The following is a 16,593-nucleotide window of genomic DNA, read 5'->3' on the forward strand; positions in this document are numbered from 1 at the left end:
CATGTACTACGTCGCGCACCGGCTGTTCGCCGCGCACGACCGCCGGATCGGCGGCCTCGCCGCCGCCGCGCTCGCTGACCGAATCGGCGAGGACCAGATCTTCCTACCGTTCTGCGACACCGACGAGGAGAACCTCCACGCCGACGTCAAAGGCCGCCGCCTGTACGAGCTCGACCGCGAACGCCTCGATCACCTCGACGGCATGCTGGCCATCCTGCACGGACCAAGCCTCGACGACGGCGTCTGCATGGAGATCGGCTACGCCGCGCACCGCGGCGTGCCCGTTGTCGTGCTCACCACCGACTTCCAGACATACGGCGGCAGCGAGCAAGGGCCTGAACTCGCGTTTCCTGACCCGCTGCTGCAGCTGGTCGCACCGCAGATCATCCGGGCGCCCCGGCTCGGACCGTTGCGGGCGGGCCGAAACCGTTTCACCACGTACATGAGCCGCAACGACGACCAGTTGCAGGCTGCGGTCGACCGCGCCGTCGACGCCCTGGTCGGCACCATCCGACTTCCCGCCGGCACACGCCCGGCCGGGGACCCAACCACCGCGTTCTACGAGCCGAACCCATACGCGCCGTGCGACACCGCAAGAGCGACAACCATCGCCGGCATCCCGGTGGCGAACACCGTCAGCGCATCCCGGCACGGTGCCAGCGCGGACCCGTCGGCCAGCGCCCGCAACGACTGGGATGCGCTCCACCGCGCCGGCACCCTGCTCGTGGATGTCCGCGGACCCGAGACCCCGCCGGGCGCGGCAATCATGATCGGCGCGAGCCGGGCCACCGGCCGACGAATCATCGTCCTCACCAACGCAGGCGGATGGACGTTCGCCGACGGGCGGGAGCCGAACTACCGCAATCTCATGATCCAGTATGCCGCCGACCAGCGTCACGAGCTCGCCTGGCGCGAGCCCACAGGCCGCCGTTCGTGACCGCGATCACGGATCGCCTCGCCGGATACCGCCTTGTTCTGCTGGAAGGTTGCGACGGCGTCGGCAAGAGCACCACGGCCGCCAGGCTCGCGGAGTTCTATGGCTACATCGTCATCCATTCCCCCGCCACCCCGAGCACCGTCGATCTCGCCGCCCGCTACCACGGCCTTGTGACCGCGCCAGGTCGACGGGTGCTCGACCGGGCCTTCGTCAGCGAGCTGGTGTACGGGCCGATCTTGCGTAGTACCAGCCGGCTCACCATCGAACAAAGCCGTCAACTGGCCGCGCTCGTCGCCGAGCACGGCGGCGTCCTCGTCCACCTCACCGCCAATCCAGCCGTCCTCCAGTCCCGGCTCCGCGCCCGCCAACGCGAACACGTACCGAGCCTCGACCAACTCCAGCACCTCCTCGACCGCTACGACGCCGTTATCGACGACCTCAGCAACCACCTCACGGTCATCCGAGTCTGCACGGTTACCGACCCACTCGAGTGAACTCCAAGGTCACATGCGGCTCTGGTCGGCGCCGCCGCGCGGCACCACTAAACTCCTCCTGTCGCGCCCGGCGAACGGAGGATCCTTGGACGTCCGAGCAGCCCAGAAGCTGGCCTGGGAGAACAAGCAAGCCAAGGGCTTCAACACCACCGATGTAGCGCTGGAGTTCGGTCTGCTGCACGGCGAACTCGCAGAAGCGTTCAACGCCTGGCGTCGGCAGCAGCCTGAGCTCGGTGAAGAACTCGCTGACGTGGCACTCTTCCTGTTCAGCCTCGCCGAGATGACCGGGTGTGACCTGCAGTCGGAGATCGAACGCAAACTGCACAAGAACGCGGCACGCCGATACGAACGCGACCCTGCCAGCGGCACCATGCATCGCGTCGCTGAAGGCTGATCGCCCCATGGCCGCATCGGCGGGCGCCCGAGATCGGCGACCGTAGAGTCCGCACGTGCCACAAGCATGATCGATGCCTAGGGAGCGACAAGCGTGGAGATTCCCGACCGGCTGCCATTCGGTCAGCAACCGTGACCGCGACGCCCCTTCGACCGGCCAGCTACGAGGACCTAAACACGCTGTGCCGCGGCATCACCGCTTCATTCGTCCACCTGGAGACCCGCGACGCGTACGGGACCGAGGTGGAGCTGCCGCACATGGCCAAGTGGCGACGCGGTGAGACCGACGACTACGGTTGGCTCGGATGGTGGCTGGAGATGCTGCGCGGCCACCGCGCCGCTGGACGAACGTGCCGCCGCGCCAGAGTGGTGTCCGAGCCGCTCAGCGACTACCAACGGTGGACGTTCAATCACGTCGAGCGGTTCGTCGAGGCCGGCGAGGATATCCGCTACGTAGGTCGCCGCCAGCTGATCGATGTCTTGCTTCCCGGCGCCGGGGACTTCTACGTCTTCGACGATCGCGTGGCGATGTTCCTGCACTACGCCGGCGACGGCACCAACACCGCGTTCGAGATCACCGAAGACGCTGCGACTGTCCAGCGCTGCTTGGATACGTTCGCAGCGGTCTGGGCCAGCGGCATCTCAGCCGGTGAGTACCGACCCGGTTAGGACGCGCGCCCAGGCCCGCGTAGAACTGCGTTTCCGGCTCCGCCAAATCCGCATGACGGCTCAGCGCAGAGGTGCTCGCATGTAGCCGGGTAGTCACTGCCGCACGGCTTGGCGGGTACACCACACCGTCGCGATCACCGGCCCGGATGCAGCCGAAAGGCGGCTCGGGTACACCTTCGGTCCCGTCAAGGTGTACCCGGCTGAGCGCCGCCGGCCAACAACCATCCCGGTTAGGTTCGAACCGTGCCAGGCTTTCCGTTCCCCCGATGCAGCGCGCGGCCGCGTGAGTTCCCCTCCGGACTGGAGGAGCACGGCGACGATCGCACCACCGGCACCCGGCACGGCGGGCTCTTCGCGACGCATCTCGAGGCGGCGGTATCCGTCGCTAGCGGGCCCAGGTAGGCGTCGTGGCGCACGCGCCCATCGCATCCCCGCGCACATCCGTCCTCGGCGGGCCTCGGCATGCGATCGCGGTGCTGGCCGTGATGGCGTTTCTGGTGGTGACCGGTGAGACGACCCCGTTCGGTCTGGTCCGCGAGATCGCCGCCCGGCTGCACGCCACCGATGATCAAGTGGGATTCGCTATCAGTGGCTACGCTTTCGTCGCCGGGCTGTCGTCGGTTCCGCTGGCCCATTGGACGGCCCGCCTGGACCGGCGGGCGATCCTGGTGACCAGCCTGCTCGTGTTCGGTGGCGGGCACCTGGCCGCGGCGGCGGCCGGGCACATCGCGGTCTTCGCCGCCGCGCGCGCGATCGCCGCGCTCGGCCACGGTCTGCTGTTCGCGGTGGCCGTCCCGACCGCGATCCGTCTCGCCGAGCCCGCGGTGCAAGGTCGCGCCGGCGCGCGGGTCATGGTCGGTAGCGCTTCCGCGCTGGTCGCCGGGACGCCGCTGGCCACCTACCTCGGTCAGGCAGCTGGATGGCGCACCACCGTGGTCGTGCTCGCCGTATCGGCGTTGCTGCTGGCCGGTGCAGCGTCACTACTGCTTCCCGCGGTGCCGGGCCACGAACGGCAACACGACGGGCCCAGCCTGGTCACGGTGCTGCGCCGCCCCGCCCTTGCGGTTGTCCTCGCCGTCACCCTGACGGTCTCGGCCGCGCACTTCGTCGCGTTCACGTTCCTCGCCCCGTACGTCGCCGGACGTCTGGACGTCCACGGCATTGATCTCGCATGGCTGCTGCTCGGGTACGGTGCTGCAGCGGTCGCGGCCAGTTCGGTCGCGGGTCGGTTCGTCGACCGACGCCCCCGTGCCGCAACCGCAGTGGCCGCTGCCGCGTTCACGCTCGCGCTGACCGGCATCTGGCTCACACCTGCGCTGCACCTGCCGAGCGTCGGACTGGGGCTCGTGGTGGCATGGGGCGCCTCGTTCGCCGCCCTGGCCGTGCTGACATCCCTCGTCGCGCTCCGGCACACTACCGGACCACACACCGACACCGTCAACGCCGTCTCCGGCATCGCCTTCCAGCTCGGCGTCGTAGCCGGCTCCGCCGTCGGCTCCCTCATCGTCGCAGCAGGCCACCTCACCAGCCTGCCGCTCGTCGCAGCCGTCGGCGGTGTCCTCGTGTCGGCGGCCGTCCTGCTCTGCAGGCAAGCCTTCCAGCCCGCTACGCCGACGTCATCCAAGCGCGACCCAGAGCCGCGATGACTGCCGATGCCGTATCGCGATGCACCGCTCGCCGCGACCGCGAGGCCCGCCGTCCGACAAACGGCCAGGATGTCGAAGCTCGCTGCGCGGCTACCAGGACCACCACCGATTGGTGCCCGCCTGCCCGCCGGTTGTCGTTCCGGCGTGTCGCCGGAACGGTCCGGCGTGTTGGACACATGTTCGATGCGGCCCGGCGTGTGCGCTGTCACCGTGACTCGTCGGTGCCTAACCTACCGACGACTGCCGGTCCACGGAGGAGTCGATGTCGCATGAGCGGGAGATTGACCGGCCAGGATGCGATCTTGCGCTCGCGCCCCGGCAGGCCAGCGGCACCCAGCCGGCGACGTCATCAGCGGCGAGCCGGTGCGTCGACCGTGGAACACCGCCGCCACGGCCCGCGCCGTGCACGCTGCAACGACGCCTGAGGGCAGCCCAGCCCTCTCGGAGCGGCGATCAGCGCATGGACGCCACCACCAGCTTCCAAGACATCACGTTTCACCCTGGAAGGACCTCGCCTTGACAACCGAAGTCGCCGCATCGTCCGCCGCCGAACTCCGGCAGCGTCTCGTCGCACAGCTGACCGCAGACGGCGCGATCACCACCGACGCCGTCGCACGCGCCATGCTGGCGGTACCCCGCGAACGGTTCACCCCGCCAGGCACGGACCTCACCGACGTGTACGGCGCGTACAACGCCGTCATCACCAAACGGCAGCCCGACGGCCGAGCCATGAGCTCGGTGTCCGCGGCCTGGCTCCAGGCGCGGATGCTGGAACAGGCCCGGATCGGCCCGGGATCGCGGGTACTGGAGATCGGCTCCGGAGGTTGCAACGCCGCACTGATCGCCGAACTCGTCGGCCCCACCGGTCACGTGGTGAGCCTCGACATCGACGCCGACGTCGTCGCCGCCGCCCAGTCAGCGCTCACCACGGCCGGCTACCCACACGTGCAGGTCGTCCACAGCGACGGCGAGCACGGCTACGCCGCCGACGGCCCCTACGACGTCGTGCTGGTGACGGTCGAGACCAGCGACGTACCGCCCGCCTGGACCGACCAGCTCGCCGCTGGCGGGAGACTAGTCGCGCCGGTGCGGATGCGCGCCCACACCCGCAGCCTGACCCTGGAACGTGACGGCGACCTGCTGGCCGCGACAGGGCCGTTCCAGTGCGGATTCGTGCCGATGCAGGGCAACGGCCGCGATCCGATCCGGCGGATACCGCTGCGGGGCGAGGACGCGGTCCTCGGCCTGGACGACCCAACCACCCAGATCGACGCAGACGCGCTGCGCGCCGCCCTTGACGGGCCACGGACCGACGCGTGGTCACCGGTGATGCTGCCGATGGACGCCTCGTTCGACTCGCTGCACCTCTGGCTGGCCAGCCAACCCCGCCCCTACGGCATCTTCACCGTCGACCGGCAGCGCACCGCCGGGCTGCTCGACCCGCAGGACCGGTTCTTCTGCCCCACCCTGCTCACCAGCGACAGCCTCGCCTACCTCGCCATCCGCCGCCACGACGAAGGCGACCTCTGGCAATGCGGCGCGCACGGCTTCGGACCCGACGCCGTCGCACTCACCCAGGACCTCGTCGACCTCACAGCCGACTGGGCCCAGCACCACCGCACCGGCACCGGCCCGGCCATAACCGTACATCCCGCCCTCGTCGCGCTGCCGAGCACAGACCCGGACCATCTGCGGCTGGTCGTGCAGCGCCGGCACACCCGGATCGCGCTCACCTGGCCAGGTGCCGGCCGATGACAGCCGCTGAAGCCGCTGCTGCTTGCATCCAAGGAAATTCCCCGCACTTCCCCGTCCTGGTCGTTGTCCGCGGCAACTCCGGCAGCGGCAAGAGCACCATCGCGCGGGAGGTCCGTGCCCGGTACGGCCGTGGCTGCGCGCTGATCGAGCAGGACGAGCATCGCCGGATCGTCCTGCGCGAACATGAACACCCGGACTTCGATCCGGTCGCGCCGCAGTTCATCGCCGACACCGTCCTCAGCGCATTGCGGCTCGGCTACCACGTGGTCCTCGAAGGCATTCTCTCCGCCGTGCACCACGGCGCCGTGCTCCGGCAGCCGGTCGCCGAGCACCCAGGGCCGAGTCATGTCTTCTACCTCGACATCCCCTTGGCGGAGACGTTGCGCCGCCACCAGGCTCGCGCTGCCGCGCCCGGGTACACGGTCGGGTTCACGGCGGCGGACATGACCGGCTGGTATCACGAGCGGGACGTGCTCGGCGTCGCCGGTGAGCACGTCATCGGCGCCGACTCGACGCTTGAGGACACCGTGACCACGATCCTGCACCGCAGCGCCCTCACAGCTGCGGCGCCCCTTGCTCCGTGCCCGGTCACCTGTCCCCGCTGCGCAGAGAAGGCCGCAGCGCCGGCACCACACCCGGCTGAGGGCCTCGCCGTGGGCGGCGGTCCCGCGCCCGCCGGGCAGACCGCTGCGCCTCTGGTCGTGGCGGCGCTGGCGATCGTCCCGGCCGGGGACGGCCAGGTGGTGTTCGTCCGGCAGCAGCGGGGTCCGTACGCCGGATCGCTGCTACTGCCCGGCGGGAAGGTCGAACCCGGCGAGGCGTTTGAGGACGCCGCTCGCCGCGAGGCCCGCGAGGAGGCCGGCGTTGACGTTGACGCGCTCACCCCGACCGGCGTGTACGACATCAGCGGGCACGGCCCGGACGGCGCCGGCTACCGGTTCCTGATGTTCGCGTTCCTCGCCCACTCCGGCGCGGTCCGCGTCGGGGCGGGCGGGCACCACGTGGACGCCGTGGTGCTGGCCGAGCCGAGCCGGGTCCGGCCGCATCCGACGGTGCGACGCATCCTCAATGACGCCGGGGTCGCGGCCAACGACCCCGCCGACTTCGAGCGGGAACTGCAGGACGCCGGTGTCGTGATGCGGGTCTACCCGATCTCCCAGATCGGGGCGACGGAATGTTGATCGAGCCGCTGCGCGCCGACCGCCTCGACGACCTCGTGGCGCTGATGCGGCTTGGCGCACCGTACGTCACGGTCCGCGGCGCTTCCGACTACTGGCTCTACGCGCACCTGTTCGCCGCCACCTGCCCCGTCGCCGTTGACGGCGACACCACGGACGGGCGGATGGTCGGGGCAGTGATCGCGATGCGGAGCCAGGTGGAACCCGGCACCGTCTACGTCCAGGACGTCGCCGTCCGTCCCGACCATCGCCGCGCCGGTGTGGCCCGGGCGCTGCTGGCGTCGGTCGCTGCGCAGGCACGGGCGTGGGGCTGCGACAGGCTCACGCTGACCTGCGCCCCGGGCAACGCCGCGGCACTCGCCGCGTGGACACAGTTGGGATTCCGGAACCTGCCCGGCGACTACACGGTCGACGGCATCCAGGTGATCCGGGATTTCAAGGGCCCAGGCCGGGACCGGCCGGTCTTCCAGCTCGACCTCACACCGACGGACACCGACGTCCGGCGAACGAACAACGCAGACCAGGAAGAGGCGATGGACCGATGACGGCGGCGGCGGAGCGGGAGACACTGCGGGACCTGGTGGCCGCGCTGGTGCCGCACGACGAGCGGGAGACCGCCGACCGCGCGTACGTGCTCGCCTGGATCGAGAGCGGCAGCGAACTGTACCGGCAGGTGCCGCCCGACCAGCCAGCACAGCACCTCGTCACCTACTTCCTGCCGTACGACGCACGCAACGACCGGCTGTTCCTCGTCGCACACCGCAAGGCGGGACTATGGCTGCCGCCCGGCGGGCATGTCGAACCGGGCGAGACGCCATGGGAGACCGTCGTGCGGGAGGCCGAAGAGGAACTGGCCGTCACCGCCCGGCCGCACCCGCTCACCCCGGACGGTCTTCCGTGCTTCCTCACTGTCACCCGGACCGTCGGCCCCGGGCAGCACACTGACTGCACCCTGTGGCACATCATCGCCGTCGACCCTGCCGCCACGATCCGTGCGGACCCCGGCGAGTTCACCGACGCCGGCTGGTTCGCCCGCACGACCGTCGCGGCGTGGTCTGCCGACCGGACCGACCCGCACATGCACCGCCTGCTGGACAAACTCGGACGCCTCCTCGACGAACGGAGCCCTCATGCGGCAACCTGACGACGTCGAGCACCCCGCAGACGCCCAGACCGCACCCGGGTTCGGCGTGCCAGTGGACCTGCTGCTGCTCTACACCCGCGGCCCTGACCTGCTCGTCGGGCTGCGGCAGGGCGGGTTCGCCGCCGGCACCTGGGACACCCCGTCGGGCAAACTCGTGCCTGGCGAGGCCCTCGAACACGGGATGGCCCGTGAGGCGTTCGAGGAGACCGGCCTGCGGCTGCCCCCGAACGAGTTGCAGATGGTCGCGTTGACGCACTGGTACCCGCCCGACAGCACACCCCGCGTCGGCGTGTTCTTCCACCTCGAGGCCGACCCGGCCCGGCACGGCGAACCAGTCATCACCGAGCCGGACAAATGCGCGCAGCTGCTGTGGGCGCCACAGGACGCGCTGCCGGCACCGCTGCTGCGCTACACCGCCATCGGCATCGAGCTGTACCGCACCGGCCGCCGGTACGCGTCCATGGACTGGCCGAGCTGGCCTGCACCGACCACGGCCGAGCGGTGACCGACGCGCAGACGGCCGAGGACGATGGCTTCGCCGTGCTGGCTGACACTGGCTGCGGGCCCGTCCTGGGCTCCCAGCAGGCCGGTGGCAGATTCGTGCAGCGGATCGCGATCGTCGGTTCCGGCGGCGCCGGCAAAACGGTCCTGGCCAACCGGCTCAGCACGCACCTCGACCTCCCCGTCACTCACCTCGATGCGTTGCGGTACGACAGCTGCTGGCAGGTGGTGCCGGAACCGCAGTTCGTCGCCGCGCAACAGGCAGTCATTGCGGGCGAACGGTGGATCATCGACGGCAACTCCCTGGCGTCCATGCCGATCCGGTTCGCCGCCGCGGACACGATCATCTTCCTGGACCTGCCGCCGCTGGTCTGCCTGTCCGGCATCCTCGTCCGCCGGCTGCGCTACCGCGGCGGCCAGCACGCCGACGGCGTGTACGATCGCATCACCATCGCCGTCCTGCGGTATGTGCTGTCCTTCCGTCGCCGCTTCGCCCCGCGCGTCCGGGCCTGCATCGCCGAGCACGGCCCGCACGCCACGCTGATCGAGGTGACCAGCCGCCGCCAGGCCGACCAGCTCATCGCGCGCCTCGGCCACGACCCGACAGACGGCTGACGACGTCCCGGCTGGAGGGTTGGTTGCCGCCAGTCGCCCGCCTCGGCATCGATGGGTGCAGCACACCCGCAACGCGGCGGACCCTGGAGGCATCCGGCCTGTGCTCATGTGCGGCGGTACGCGAGGCTCCGCTGCTTCTGGGCGTCGCCGCCGGTTGGTGGCTGGAGAGCGGTGCCGGGTTCCGCCGGGTCAGCCGGTGCTGTGCTGGGTGTCGGGTACCTGCTGCAGCCAGGCGACCGCGTGACCGCGGAACGACTGGTTGACCGGGACCAGGTCCTCGCCGGCCTGGTCGTCCAGCGCGGTCACGTTGATGCCGATGGTGGTGTCGCCGTCGTCGAGCGCCGCGAGGTGGCTGCCGCAGACGGGGCAGAATCCACGTTTCGTCTGTTCGGGGTACGTCGCGTACCAGGTCGGTTCGCCGCCGTCTCCGGTCCACTGCAGCCCTTGCAGCGGGAACCCGACCCACGACTGCAGCGGCCCGCCAGCGCGCTTCTGACAGTGCGGGCAGCTGCACACGTGCGGGTAGTCGGGTGTCCCAGTGACGGTGAAACGGATCTTCCCGCACAGGCAGCTGCCGGTGCGGATCCGAAGCCCGTTGGTGCTGGCAGTGGTGGACATCAGTGTGGCTCCTCGGTCTTCGACGGCATCGGGCTGTTCGTTGTCGTGGCTGGCAGGGTGATCGCCTGACCGGTCGGTCACGTGGCCGTTGGCTGCCGGGTGGTGAATCGCCCGCCACGGCAGTAGCAGCGCGGACGCGGCGACCGCGGCAGCGGCGACCGCGATCGCGGTGCGCGGGCTGGTCGCTGCGGCGATCACCCCGCCGGCGACGATGCAGATCGGCTGGATCGTCTTGGAGCTGACCGACCAGGCGGTGATGACGCGGGTCATGTACTCGTCGGTGGTGGCCTGCATCCGGTACGTGGCGAACAGCGGGTTGAAGGCGCCGGCGCAGGCGAGCAGCAGCGTGTCCGCCGTCACGATTACGACCAGTCCGGCCGTCCCGGGCGGTGCGAGCGGGATCGCGCCGAGCCAGGCGGCGCGGGCGGCGCCGGTGGCGAGCAAAACGGTCGGCAGCGGCCACCGGGTCAGCAGCCTCGGTGCGGCCAGGGAGCCGGCGATGCCGCCGGCGGCGGGCAGGCCGAGCGCGAGGCCGTACTGCCATGGAGTGAACCCGAGGTCCCGCAGCATCAGCACGGTCGTCAGCGGCACGGCCGCCATCAGCGCGCCACCGAACACCATCGCGTTGGCGTACAACGCCCGCAGCACCCGATGCGCGGCGATGTACCGCCAACCGCCCGCCATCTGCCGCGCCCACCCGGCCACACCGATCCTGGCATTCCCTGCGCCGTCCGGCAGCGCTGCGGCTGGTACTGGTTCGGGGGTCCGCAGCCTGCGGATGCCGGCCGCGGAGCCAAGGAAGGTCACGGCGTCGACAGTGACGGTCGCGGCCGGCCCGATCCATGCCAGCAGCAGCCCACCGACCGGCGGGCCGGTGAACGTCGCAGTCCACATCGTCGTCTCGAACCGGCTCGCCGCCCGCGGCCGCCACCCGGCCGGGACGAGCTGCTTAAGATGGGCGCCGCCGGCGGCGTTGAACACCATCGACGCCGCGGTCTGCACCGACGCGACCAGCAGCAGCTGCCCGTACGTCAACCGACCGGCCGCCACAGCGACGGGAACGCTGCCCAGCACGACGAACCTCGCCAGGTCGGCGGCGATCATCGCCGGGCGTTTGCGGTGCCGCTCGACCCACGGCGCCAGCGGCAGCACCGCGAGTGCAGCGGCCACCCCGGACACCGCGGCGAGCAGCGACACCTGCAGCTCCGTCGCGTCCAGGACCAGGACCGCGAGCAGCGGCAGCGCACCCGCGCCGACCGCGGTGCCGGCCTCGCTCACCGCATACGCTCGCCACAGCCACCGCCAATCGCGCACCCACCTGCCGTCCGCGGCGTCGGTGGCTGGCCCCGAGGGCGGACCCGGTCGGGTCACCTGCACGGCAGCGCCTGTCGTACCTCGTCCCGGCGCGTCCGCGACCCCGCGTGCCATGCCTCGTCCGCGCCCAGGTCCGCACCCGATCGGCTGACGCCGTCGACCCGGCGGGCGGCGGTGGACGCCGCACCGCCGTCCTCCAAGACGTGCGCACCGTCGTCCGCCGTCACCGGCCCGGGAACCGGTAGCCCCAACGCCGCAGGGGCCCGGCACGCGGCGACCTCCCGGCGCACGGCGGTCACGTCGACATCCAGGACCTCCTTCACCGCCGCCGAACCGCAGCTGACGATCACCCGCCAGCCGCGGCTCATCGTGCCCACGTTCAGCGCCTGCACCGCATCCACAGAACCGTGAGCGAACCTCGCCGTCACGGCGGTCGGCACCCTGAAACGGCCGGGTTCGGTGTCAGCGGCCGGCACCGGCGGTGAGCAGGTCCAGCGCGACCGGCTCCGCCGAGCCGGGATCGACCGCCAGCCGGAGCACGGACACGTACTCGGCGGCGGGCGCACCGTGCTGCAGGCCCACCGTGACCGCCACAGCGATCGCTTCCGCGAGCCCGGACAGGTGCGACCCGTGGACCCCGACCCGCAGATCCAACCGGCGCAGGGTGCCCTCGTCGGCGTAGCCGGTGCTCAGCACCCCCGCCTCGCCAGCGACCCGCACCTCCACCGTGTAACCCGTCGTCCGCCGCTGTCGCGCCCGTGGCACCACGCCCGACATCGCACACCCCCGAACTCGTGTCGGCCGCTAACCGGCCGACGTCACGGGCACCGTAGGCCGCCACGTGCGACACCGACAGCACCAACACAACCCAATGTCGAACATCCGTACGACACGCCGGACGGGTTGGCCGACACGCCGAAACTATGACCTGTGACTTTGCGCGATAGTTGGCGGAGTTTATGCACGTGAGCTGGCGGCTGGGCTGGCAACAGATTCTGCAGCAGCACTGTGACCAGTCTTCGAGGTTGCTGTGGGCGGCCTCGCGTTTCCGGACAACTTCTAGTTGCCCTGCGGCGCCTAACTGGCTCTCACTCGCTGGGGTTACGCCGCTTGTCGACAGCGCGGGTCTGCCTGGTGGAACGCAAGGGTCAGCATGCTCGTCTTCGGCATCCACTCGCTCGATACGGTCGGGAGGCGGCCGATCCATACTGGCGAAGGCACGTGCGTCGTCGGCCGCTTTGGCCCGCGTCGCCCCATTTCGCCGTCGACTGGAGACCGGACATGAACCGCAAGCTCATCAGCGTCGTCGTCGTCGGCGCAGTCGCTGCCGCGGCGCAGCTGCTCATCGCCTCCCCAGCCATGGCGTCGACCCAGACCGTTGGATTCCGGGTCGGCTCGTGGCACTGCCCCAAGTCCTTCGGCCTGCGAAGCCTCAACGGCGTCGACATCACCGGCACCGACCAGGGCCCCTACATCGGCGGATCGTGGCGCGGCAGCACCACCGGCGTGGCCTACGTGAACGTCACCGGCGTCCCCTCGGGCGGCGGCAAGGCACACGTGGTGCTGAGCTACACGTGCTGGGGCAGCACTCCCACGCCGGCCGAAGGCGACCGCTGGATCTACGGCTCCGGCCAGCAGCCGACCTACACCCTCTGACCGGTGAAACGCCGTTCGAACCGCCCGGCAGGGTGAAGGTGATGGCTCCGGTCGGGGACCGCGTCCACTACGTGGGTGTGCAGGTGGCGCGTGCAAGATCGCAGCGGCTCGGCCCGCCGGGTTACGACACAAGCGCCGATCTACCTTGGCAACGCTCAGACCCCGCATCCGCACCGCTTGAGTTCGCCAAGTCACGCGCAAATCTCCGCCAGCAATCGTGCAAAGTCACAACGATCAAGTGTGACTGTCCACGCTAGTTGGCGGATGTAGTCCACCGGAGTTGGCGGACTGGTCGGCTGCTTAGCCCTGATCCACCGATGAGGTTTCGATGCTCGGCTGGTCTGAGTTCATGATCTTGGGTGTTGGTCGGGCGCGTGGGGGTGACCGGCCGGGTTGCCGGTGCGCTCCGTGTCTCGGTGGGGTCTGTCGTTGTGGGGTGGCCGGCGTCGGCTGCGAGTGACTGTCCTGTGTGGATGGTCAGGTGGGTGGGGCGTGCGCGGTGGTGAACAGTCGTAGCCAGTTGTGTTGCCAGGGCCAGTGTTGCGGTAGGTGGATGGTGACCTCGCGGGCGTGTCGGCTGATCCGGCCGGCGACGTTGATCAGGTGTCGGCGGATGGTGGCGGCGCGGGCTGTGGCGTGGGGTCGTCCGGCCAGGGTGGCGGCGGTGCGGGTGAGGTTGTGGGCGATGGCGATGCAGGTCAGCCAGGCGTTGTTGGCGGTGAACCGGCCGGAGGGTAGATGGGCGAGGGGTCCGTCGATGAGTTCGGCGAAGACCTGTTCGATGATGGCGTGGCCGCGGTGCTGGGCTTCGGCCTGGACGAGCACGTAGGGGCTGTCGGTGAACGCGGCGTGGTACCGCCACACGGTGAACAGCTCACCTTGACCATCCACTGTGGACTTGTTCAGGTCTGGGACGCGACGCGCGATGAGCCGGGCGGTGACTTCGTGGCGGGTGCCTTCGAACGCGGTGTAGGTGGTCTCGGCGATCTGTGCGCGGGAGATGAACCGCTGCTGGTCCTCATCCCAGACCGGTTGCGGGTAGCGGATCTCGGTCCAGGCGTCCTCGTCGATCGCGGTGATCGCCGCGCGGACCTTGGCGTCGATGCGGACCGTGACGGAGAACCGCACCCTGGCCCGGCGGCAGGCGGTGATCACCGTGCGGGAGTAGAACGCCGAGTCCGCACGGACCATGATCTCAGCCGCCACCGTTGCGGCTGTCGTCGCGGCGGTGGCGGGTTGGGCTGCTTGGGCTGCCAGGACCGCTTTGGTGGTGGCGACGGCCTCGGCGATCAGCGATGCCGCTCCGCGGGCTGAGCCGGCGTTGCCGGCGCGCAGCTGGGTCGCGGCGATCACCGGCGCCGCGTCCGGGGTGCTGATCGTGGCCACCAGGGGGTTCAGGCCACGCAGCAGCACCTGGTAGCCGCCGACCTTGGCGTGACCGAACCCGGCGCCCTGCTTCTGCTTGCCGTACACCCTGCGCAGCAGCGAGTCGACGTCGACGAACGTGACCGCGCCGGCGCTGGGCAGCAACCGGGCCTGTCCGGCCATCCGGACCAGGAACTGCCGCGACGCTGCCTGCAACTGCCGGACGTGGCCATGGGTGAACGTCCGCAGGAACGACCCCAGCGTCGAGGGCGCATACACCCCGTCGAACAGCAGCGGCATCCCACCGTGACGCAACACGTCCAGATCGTCGATCGAGTCCGCACCGGTCACCATGCCCGCCACGATCGCAGCGACCTTCCCCGCCGCGTTGGACCCCTTGTCCGTTGGCACACGCAGCCGAGCAGCCACGATGCCGTGCAGGTCACACCGCTGGGCGAGGGTCATCACCGGCTCCACACCAGCGCACGACACCAGATTCGGATCATCAAACGATGCGCGCACCCGCGTCGCGCCGTGCGATATTCTCACCTCGACGGTGCCCTCTCGAACCGGACGATGGAAGCCTCAAGAACCTCTATCTTTCCAGCTCGCGAGGGCATCGTCGCGCCCGGCCCATCACGGTCACATCAATTCGTCGGTGGATCAGGGCTTAGCCGACTATCGGCGATCGCGGACCGCTGCATCTCCCGAGCGGTCGGCGGGCAACGGGCTGGTCGGCGCAGCAGACGTCGGCGGACGTGTGGCTGTCGTCAGCGATCTTTACGGTCAACGTCGGGATCGGTGTGGTAGTCGGCGATCTCCTCGTCCGTTAGGTCCCGCAGCTCCCGCGAATCGGCTAGGGCAGGGACAACGGCGAGTTCGTCACCATCGAGCTGGAGTTGGCAACACGGACAACGGAATCTGCTCGGGTAGAGAACGAGCGTGCCGTAGACGGCGCTGAGGTACGAACCGTCGAAGTCGCTCTCGTAGTCGGCGTCCCAGTGGACATCGACTTGGCCTTGGACGAGTCCGGCGTGTCCACACGCTGGGCAGGCTGCACGGGCGGATTCATCAACGTCCGCGGCCGACGACGCAACGTCGAGTGCGGCCGCGATCATCGCGGTCGTCTCAGCGTCCTGGGTGCCGAAGCGCTGTTTGTAGTCGCGGGCGGCTTGGTCGATGCGCAGTTGGACGGACGCGCGGACCTTGTCGCTATGCCGATTCAAGATCGTTTTCACTGTTTCGGCATAGTCAGACCAGAACGCCGACTCGTCGTGACTCACCGCCATGAGCAGCTTCTGGGCTGCGGACACCGCGGCGTGGAAGATTTGATCCACGTCCTCGGCGCGGTCGCCCGCGTGCGCGGCGCCGTCTCGGGCGTCAATGACCAGGTCAAGGCCCGCGGTCACCTGGAACGGCGGGTTCATCTGCGCGAATCGCCTGAGGGCTTCCCGGGCGGTGATCGTCTTAAGCCTGTAATTGGGCTTGAGGTGCCTTGCGTGGCCGCCCACGGCCAGGAGATTGTCGAAGGTCCTGGCATCGACGATGTAGGCGGGGTTCTGCCGGACCAGATACGCCTTGGCGAGGTGCTCGAGCATGACACCGAGGTGGAGAGCGGCGGCACCGGCACGCCCTTGAGCCTTGTTGCGAAAGGCGTCTTGGCCGTGCTCCTGCGCCGAGGCGATGAACTGGTCGGCATTCACTCGGGAAGCCTACGAGCCGAGGGCAGCGGAGCGCCGCCAGTTTTACGACGAGCGGTGGGCCTCTTCCCGGCGGAACCAACCGTACGGGAAGCCCATCGACGACATGCCCGCCGGATTGGTCCGGACCCCCGCAAGCGAGCTCTGGGTACGCGCCTTTGCCGGCCCTGCGGCCAGCCTGTCGTCGCACCTGACCGCGTCATGGCTACAGACCCGGGCCGGCGACGATGTACTCGTCGACGTCGTCGTCCAGCCGGCACCCGCACGCAACGTAGAACCCGTCCGCTTCATTGGTCGCGCCGAGCGTCCGGACAGTGAACCCGCCGGGAGCGGCCCATGCGCGCACGGCCTCCAGCAAGTGCCGGCCCCAGCCCTGTCGTTCGAAGCCCGTGTCGGTGGCGACGTTTCGCAGGTGCCACAAATGCTCGTCGGAGGCGTCCGGTTGCAGGGTCGCGCGAGCCCGCCTGGCCCGCTGCCCGGACGGACCGACCTTGATCACCAGGAGGTTGGGGGCGTCCATGGCGTCCTCGGTCCACCACTCGCGGGCCGCTGGTTCAGAGGTCATGGCGGCCTAGGGTATCGGCAGCCATGACCGGTCATGCCGCCCA

General features: G+C 69.9%; 18 protein-coding genes. 12 read left to right on the plus strand and 6 right to left on the minus strand.

The window, feature by feature from the left end; genetic code table 11:
- Position 1: 1 nt before the first annotated feature.
- From ACQEVZ_RS55110 to ACQEVZ_RS55160, 11 genes are all read left to right on the plus strand, one after another.
- A complete protein-coding gene (locus ACQEVZ_RS55110; RefSeq protein WP_433383908.1) occupies positions 2-937 on the plus strand; it encodes a nucleoside 2-deoxyribosyltransferase in 936 nt (311 codons plus the stop codon).
- Positions 934-1,431 (plus strand): AAA family ATPase, encoded by a 498-nt coding sequence (locus ACQEVZ_RS55115; protein ID WP_433383910.1) that lies wholly within the window; start codon positions 934-936, stop codon positions 1,429-1,431. Before ACQEVZ_RS55110 ends, ACQEVZ_RS55115 begins: the two co-directional genes overlap by 4 nt.
- Positions 1,432-1,444: 13 nt before the next feature.
- Positions 1,445-1,825: a MazG-like family protein gene (locus ACQEVZ_RS55120; protein ID WP_433383912.1), complete on the plus strand. Its 381-nt coding sequence runs from the start codon at positions 1,445-1,447 to the stop codon at positions 1,823-1,825.
- A gap of 131 nt (positions 1,826-1,956) precedes the next feature.
- Positions 1,957-2,493: a DUF6879 family protein gene (locus ACQEVZ_RS55125; protein ID WP_433383914.1), complete on the plus strand. Its 537-nt coding sequence runs from the start codon at positions 1,957-1,959 to the stop codon at positions 2,491-2,493.
- A 485-nt stretch (positions 2,494-2,978) separates the two neighbouring features.
- Positions 2,979-4,139 carry an MFS transporter gene (locus ACQEVZ_RS55130; RefSeq protein ID WP_433386182.1) on the plus strand — a complete coding sequence of 387 codons (1,161 nt, stop codon included), beginning with the start codon at positions 2,979-2,981 and terminating at the stop codon, positions 4,137-4,139.
- A gap of 516 nt (positions 4,140-4,655) precedes the next feature.
- Positions 4,656-5,894: a methyltransferase, FxLD system gene (fxlM, locus tag ACQEVZ_RS55135; RefSeq protein ID WP_433383916.1), complete on the plus strand. Its 1,239-nt coding sequence runs from the start codon at positions 4,656-4,658 to the stop codon at positions 5,892-5,894.
- On the plus strand, positions 5,891-7,075 hold the full coding sequence (locus ACQEVZ_RS55140) for an NUDIX domain-containing protein (RefSeq protein ID WP_433383918.1): 1,185 nt from the start codon (positions 5,891-5,893) through the stop codon (positions 7,073-7,075). The genes fxlM and ACQEVZ_RS55140 overlap by 4 nt, the downstream gene beginning before the upstream one ends.
- Positions 7,069-7,617, plus strand: coding sequence for a GNAT family N-acetyltransferase (locus ACQEVZ_RS55145; protein ID WP_433383920.1), 549 nt, complete (start codon positions 7,069-7,071; stop codon positions 7,615-7,617). Before ACQEVZ_RS55140 ends, ACQEVZ_RS55145 begins: the two co-directional genes overlap by 7 nt.
- The gene (locus ACQEVZ_RS55150; RefSeq protein WP_433383922.1) at positions 7,614-8,216 is read left to right on the plus strand and encodes an NUDIX domain-containing protein; all 603 of its coding nucleotides are present in this window, start codon (positions 7,614-7,616) and stop codon (positions 8,214-8,216) included. Before ACQEVZ_RS55145 ends, ACQEVZ_RS55150 begins: the two co-directional genes overlap by 4 nt.
- Positions 8,203-8,721, plus strand: coding sequence for an NUDIX domain-containing protein (locus tag ACQEVZ_RS55155; protein WP_433383924.1), 519 nt, complete (start codon positions 8,203-8,205; stop codon positions 8,719-8,721). The genes ACQEVZ_RS55150 and ACQEVZ_RS55155 overlap by 14 nt, the downstream gene beginning before the upstream one ends.
- Entirely contained in the window at positions 8,718-9,332 is a 615-nt protein-coding gene (locus tag ACQEVZ_RS55160; protein ID WP_433383926.1) for a topology modulation protein, read from the plus strand. The genes ACQEVZ_RS55155 and ACQEVZ_RS55160 overlap by 4 nt, the downstream gene beginning before the upstream one ends.
- Positions 9,333-9,521: 189 nt before the next feature.
- Here the strand turns inward: ACQEVZ_RS55160 and ACQEVZ_RS55165 are convergent, their stop codons facing one another.
- From ACQEVZ_RS55165 to ACQEVZ_RS55175, 3 genes are all read right to left on the minus strand, one after another.
- A complete protein-coding gene (locus ACQEVZ_RS55165) occupies positions 9,522-11,228 on the minus strand; it encodes an MFS transporter (protein ID WP_433383928.1) in 1,707 nt (568 codons plus the stop codon).
- 89 nt (positions 11,229-11,317) lie between these two features.
- The gene (locus ACQEVZ_RS55170) at positions 11,318-11,656 is read right to left on the minus strand and encodes a hypothetical protein (RefSeq protein WP_433383930.1); all 339 of its coding nucleotides are present in this window, start codon (positions 11,654-11,656) and stop codon (positions 11,318-11,320) included.
- Between the two features lie 70 nt (positions 11,657-11,726).
- The gene (locus ACQEVZ_RS55175; RefSeq protein ID WP_433383932.1) at positions 11,727-11,984 is read right to left on the minus strand and encodes a hypothetical protein; all 258 of its coding nucleotides are present in this window, start codon (positions 11,982-11,984) and stop codon (positions 11,727-11,729) included.
- A gap of 561 nt (positions 11,985-12,545) precedes the next feature.
- Between ACQEVZ_RS55175 and ACQEVZ_RS55180 the strand changes: the two genes are divergently transcribed.
- Positions 12,546-12,920: a hypothetical protein gene (locus ACQEVZ_RS55180; RefSeq protein WP_433383934.1), complete on the plus strand. Its 375-nt coding sequence runs from the start codon at positions 12,546-12,548 to the stop codon at positions 12,918-12,920.
- Positions 12,921-13,397: 477 nt separating this feature from the next.
- Here the strand turns inward: ACQEVZ_RS55180 and ACQEVZ_RS55185 are convergent, their stop codons facing one another.
- The 3 genes from ACQEVZ_RS55185 to ACQEVZ_RS55195 form a co-directional block, all read right to left on the minus strand.
- Positions 13,398-14,834: an IS1380 family transposase gene (locus ACQEVZ_RS55185; protein ID WP_433359550.1), complete on the minus strand. Its 1,437-nt coding sequence runs from the start codon at positions 14,832-14,834 to the stop codon at positions 13,398-13,400.
- Between the two features lie 221 nt (positions 14,835-15,055).
- Positions 15,056-15,988, minus strand: coding sequence for a hypothetical protein (locus ACQEVZ_RS55190; RefSeq protein ID WP_433383936.1), 933 nt, complete (start codon positions 15,986-15,988; stop codon positions 15,056-15,058).
- Positions 15,989-16,190: 202 nt separating this feature from the next.
- Positions 16,191-16,550: a GNAT family N-acetyltransferase gene (locus ACQEVZ_RS55195; protein WP_433383938.1), complete on the minus strand. Its 360-nt coding sequence runs from the start codon at positions 16,548-16,550 to the stop codon at positions 16,191-16,193.
- Positions 16,551-16,593 lie beyond the last annotated feature (43 nt).

This window comes from Dactylosporangium sp. CA-152071 (assembly GCF_050936335.1).
Taxonomy (GTDB): domain Bacteria; phylum Actinomycetota; class Actinomycetes; order Mycobacteriales; family Micromonosporaceae; genus Dactylosporangium; species Dactylosporangium maewongense.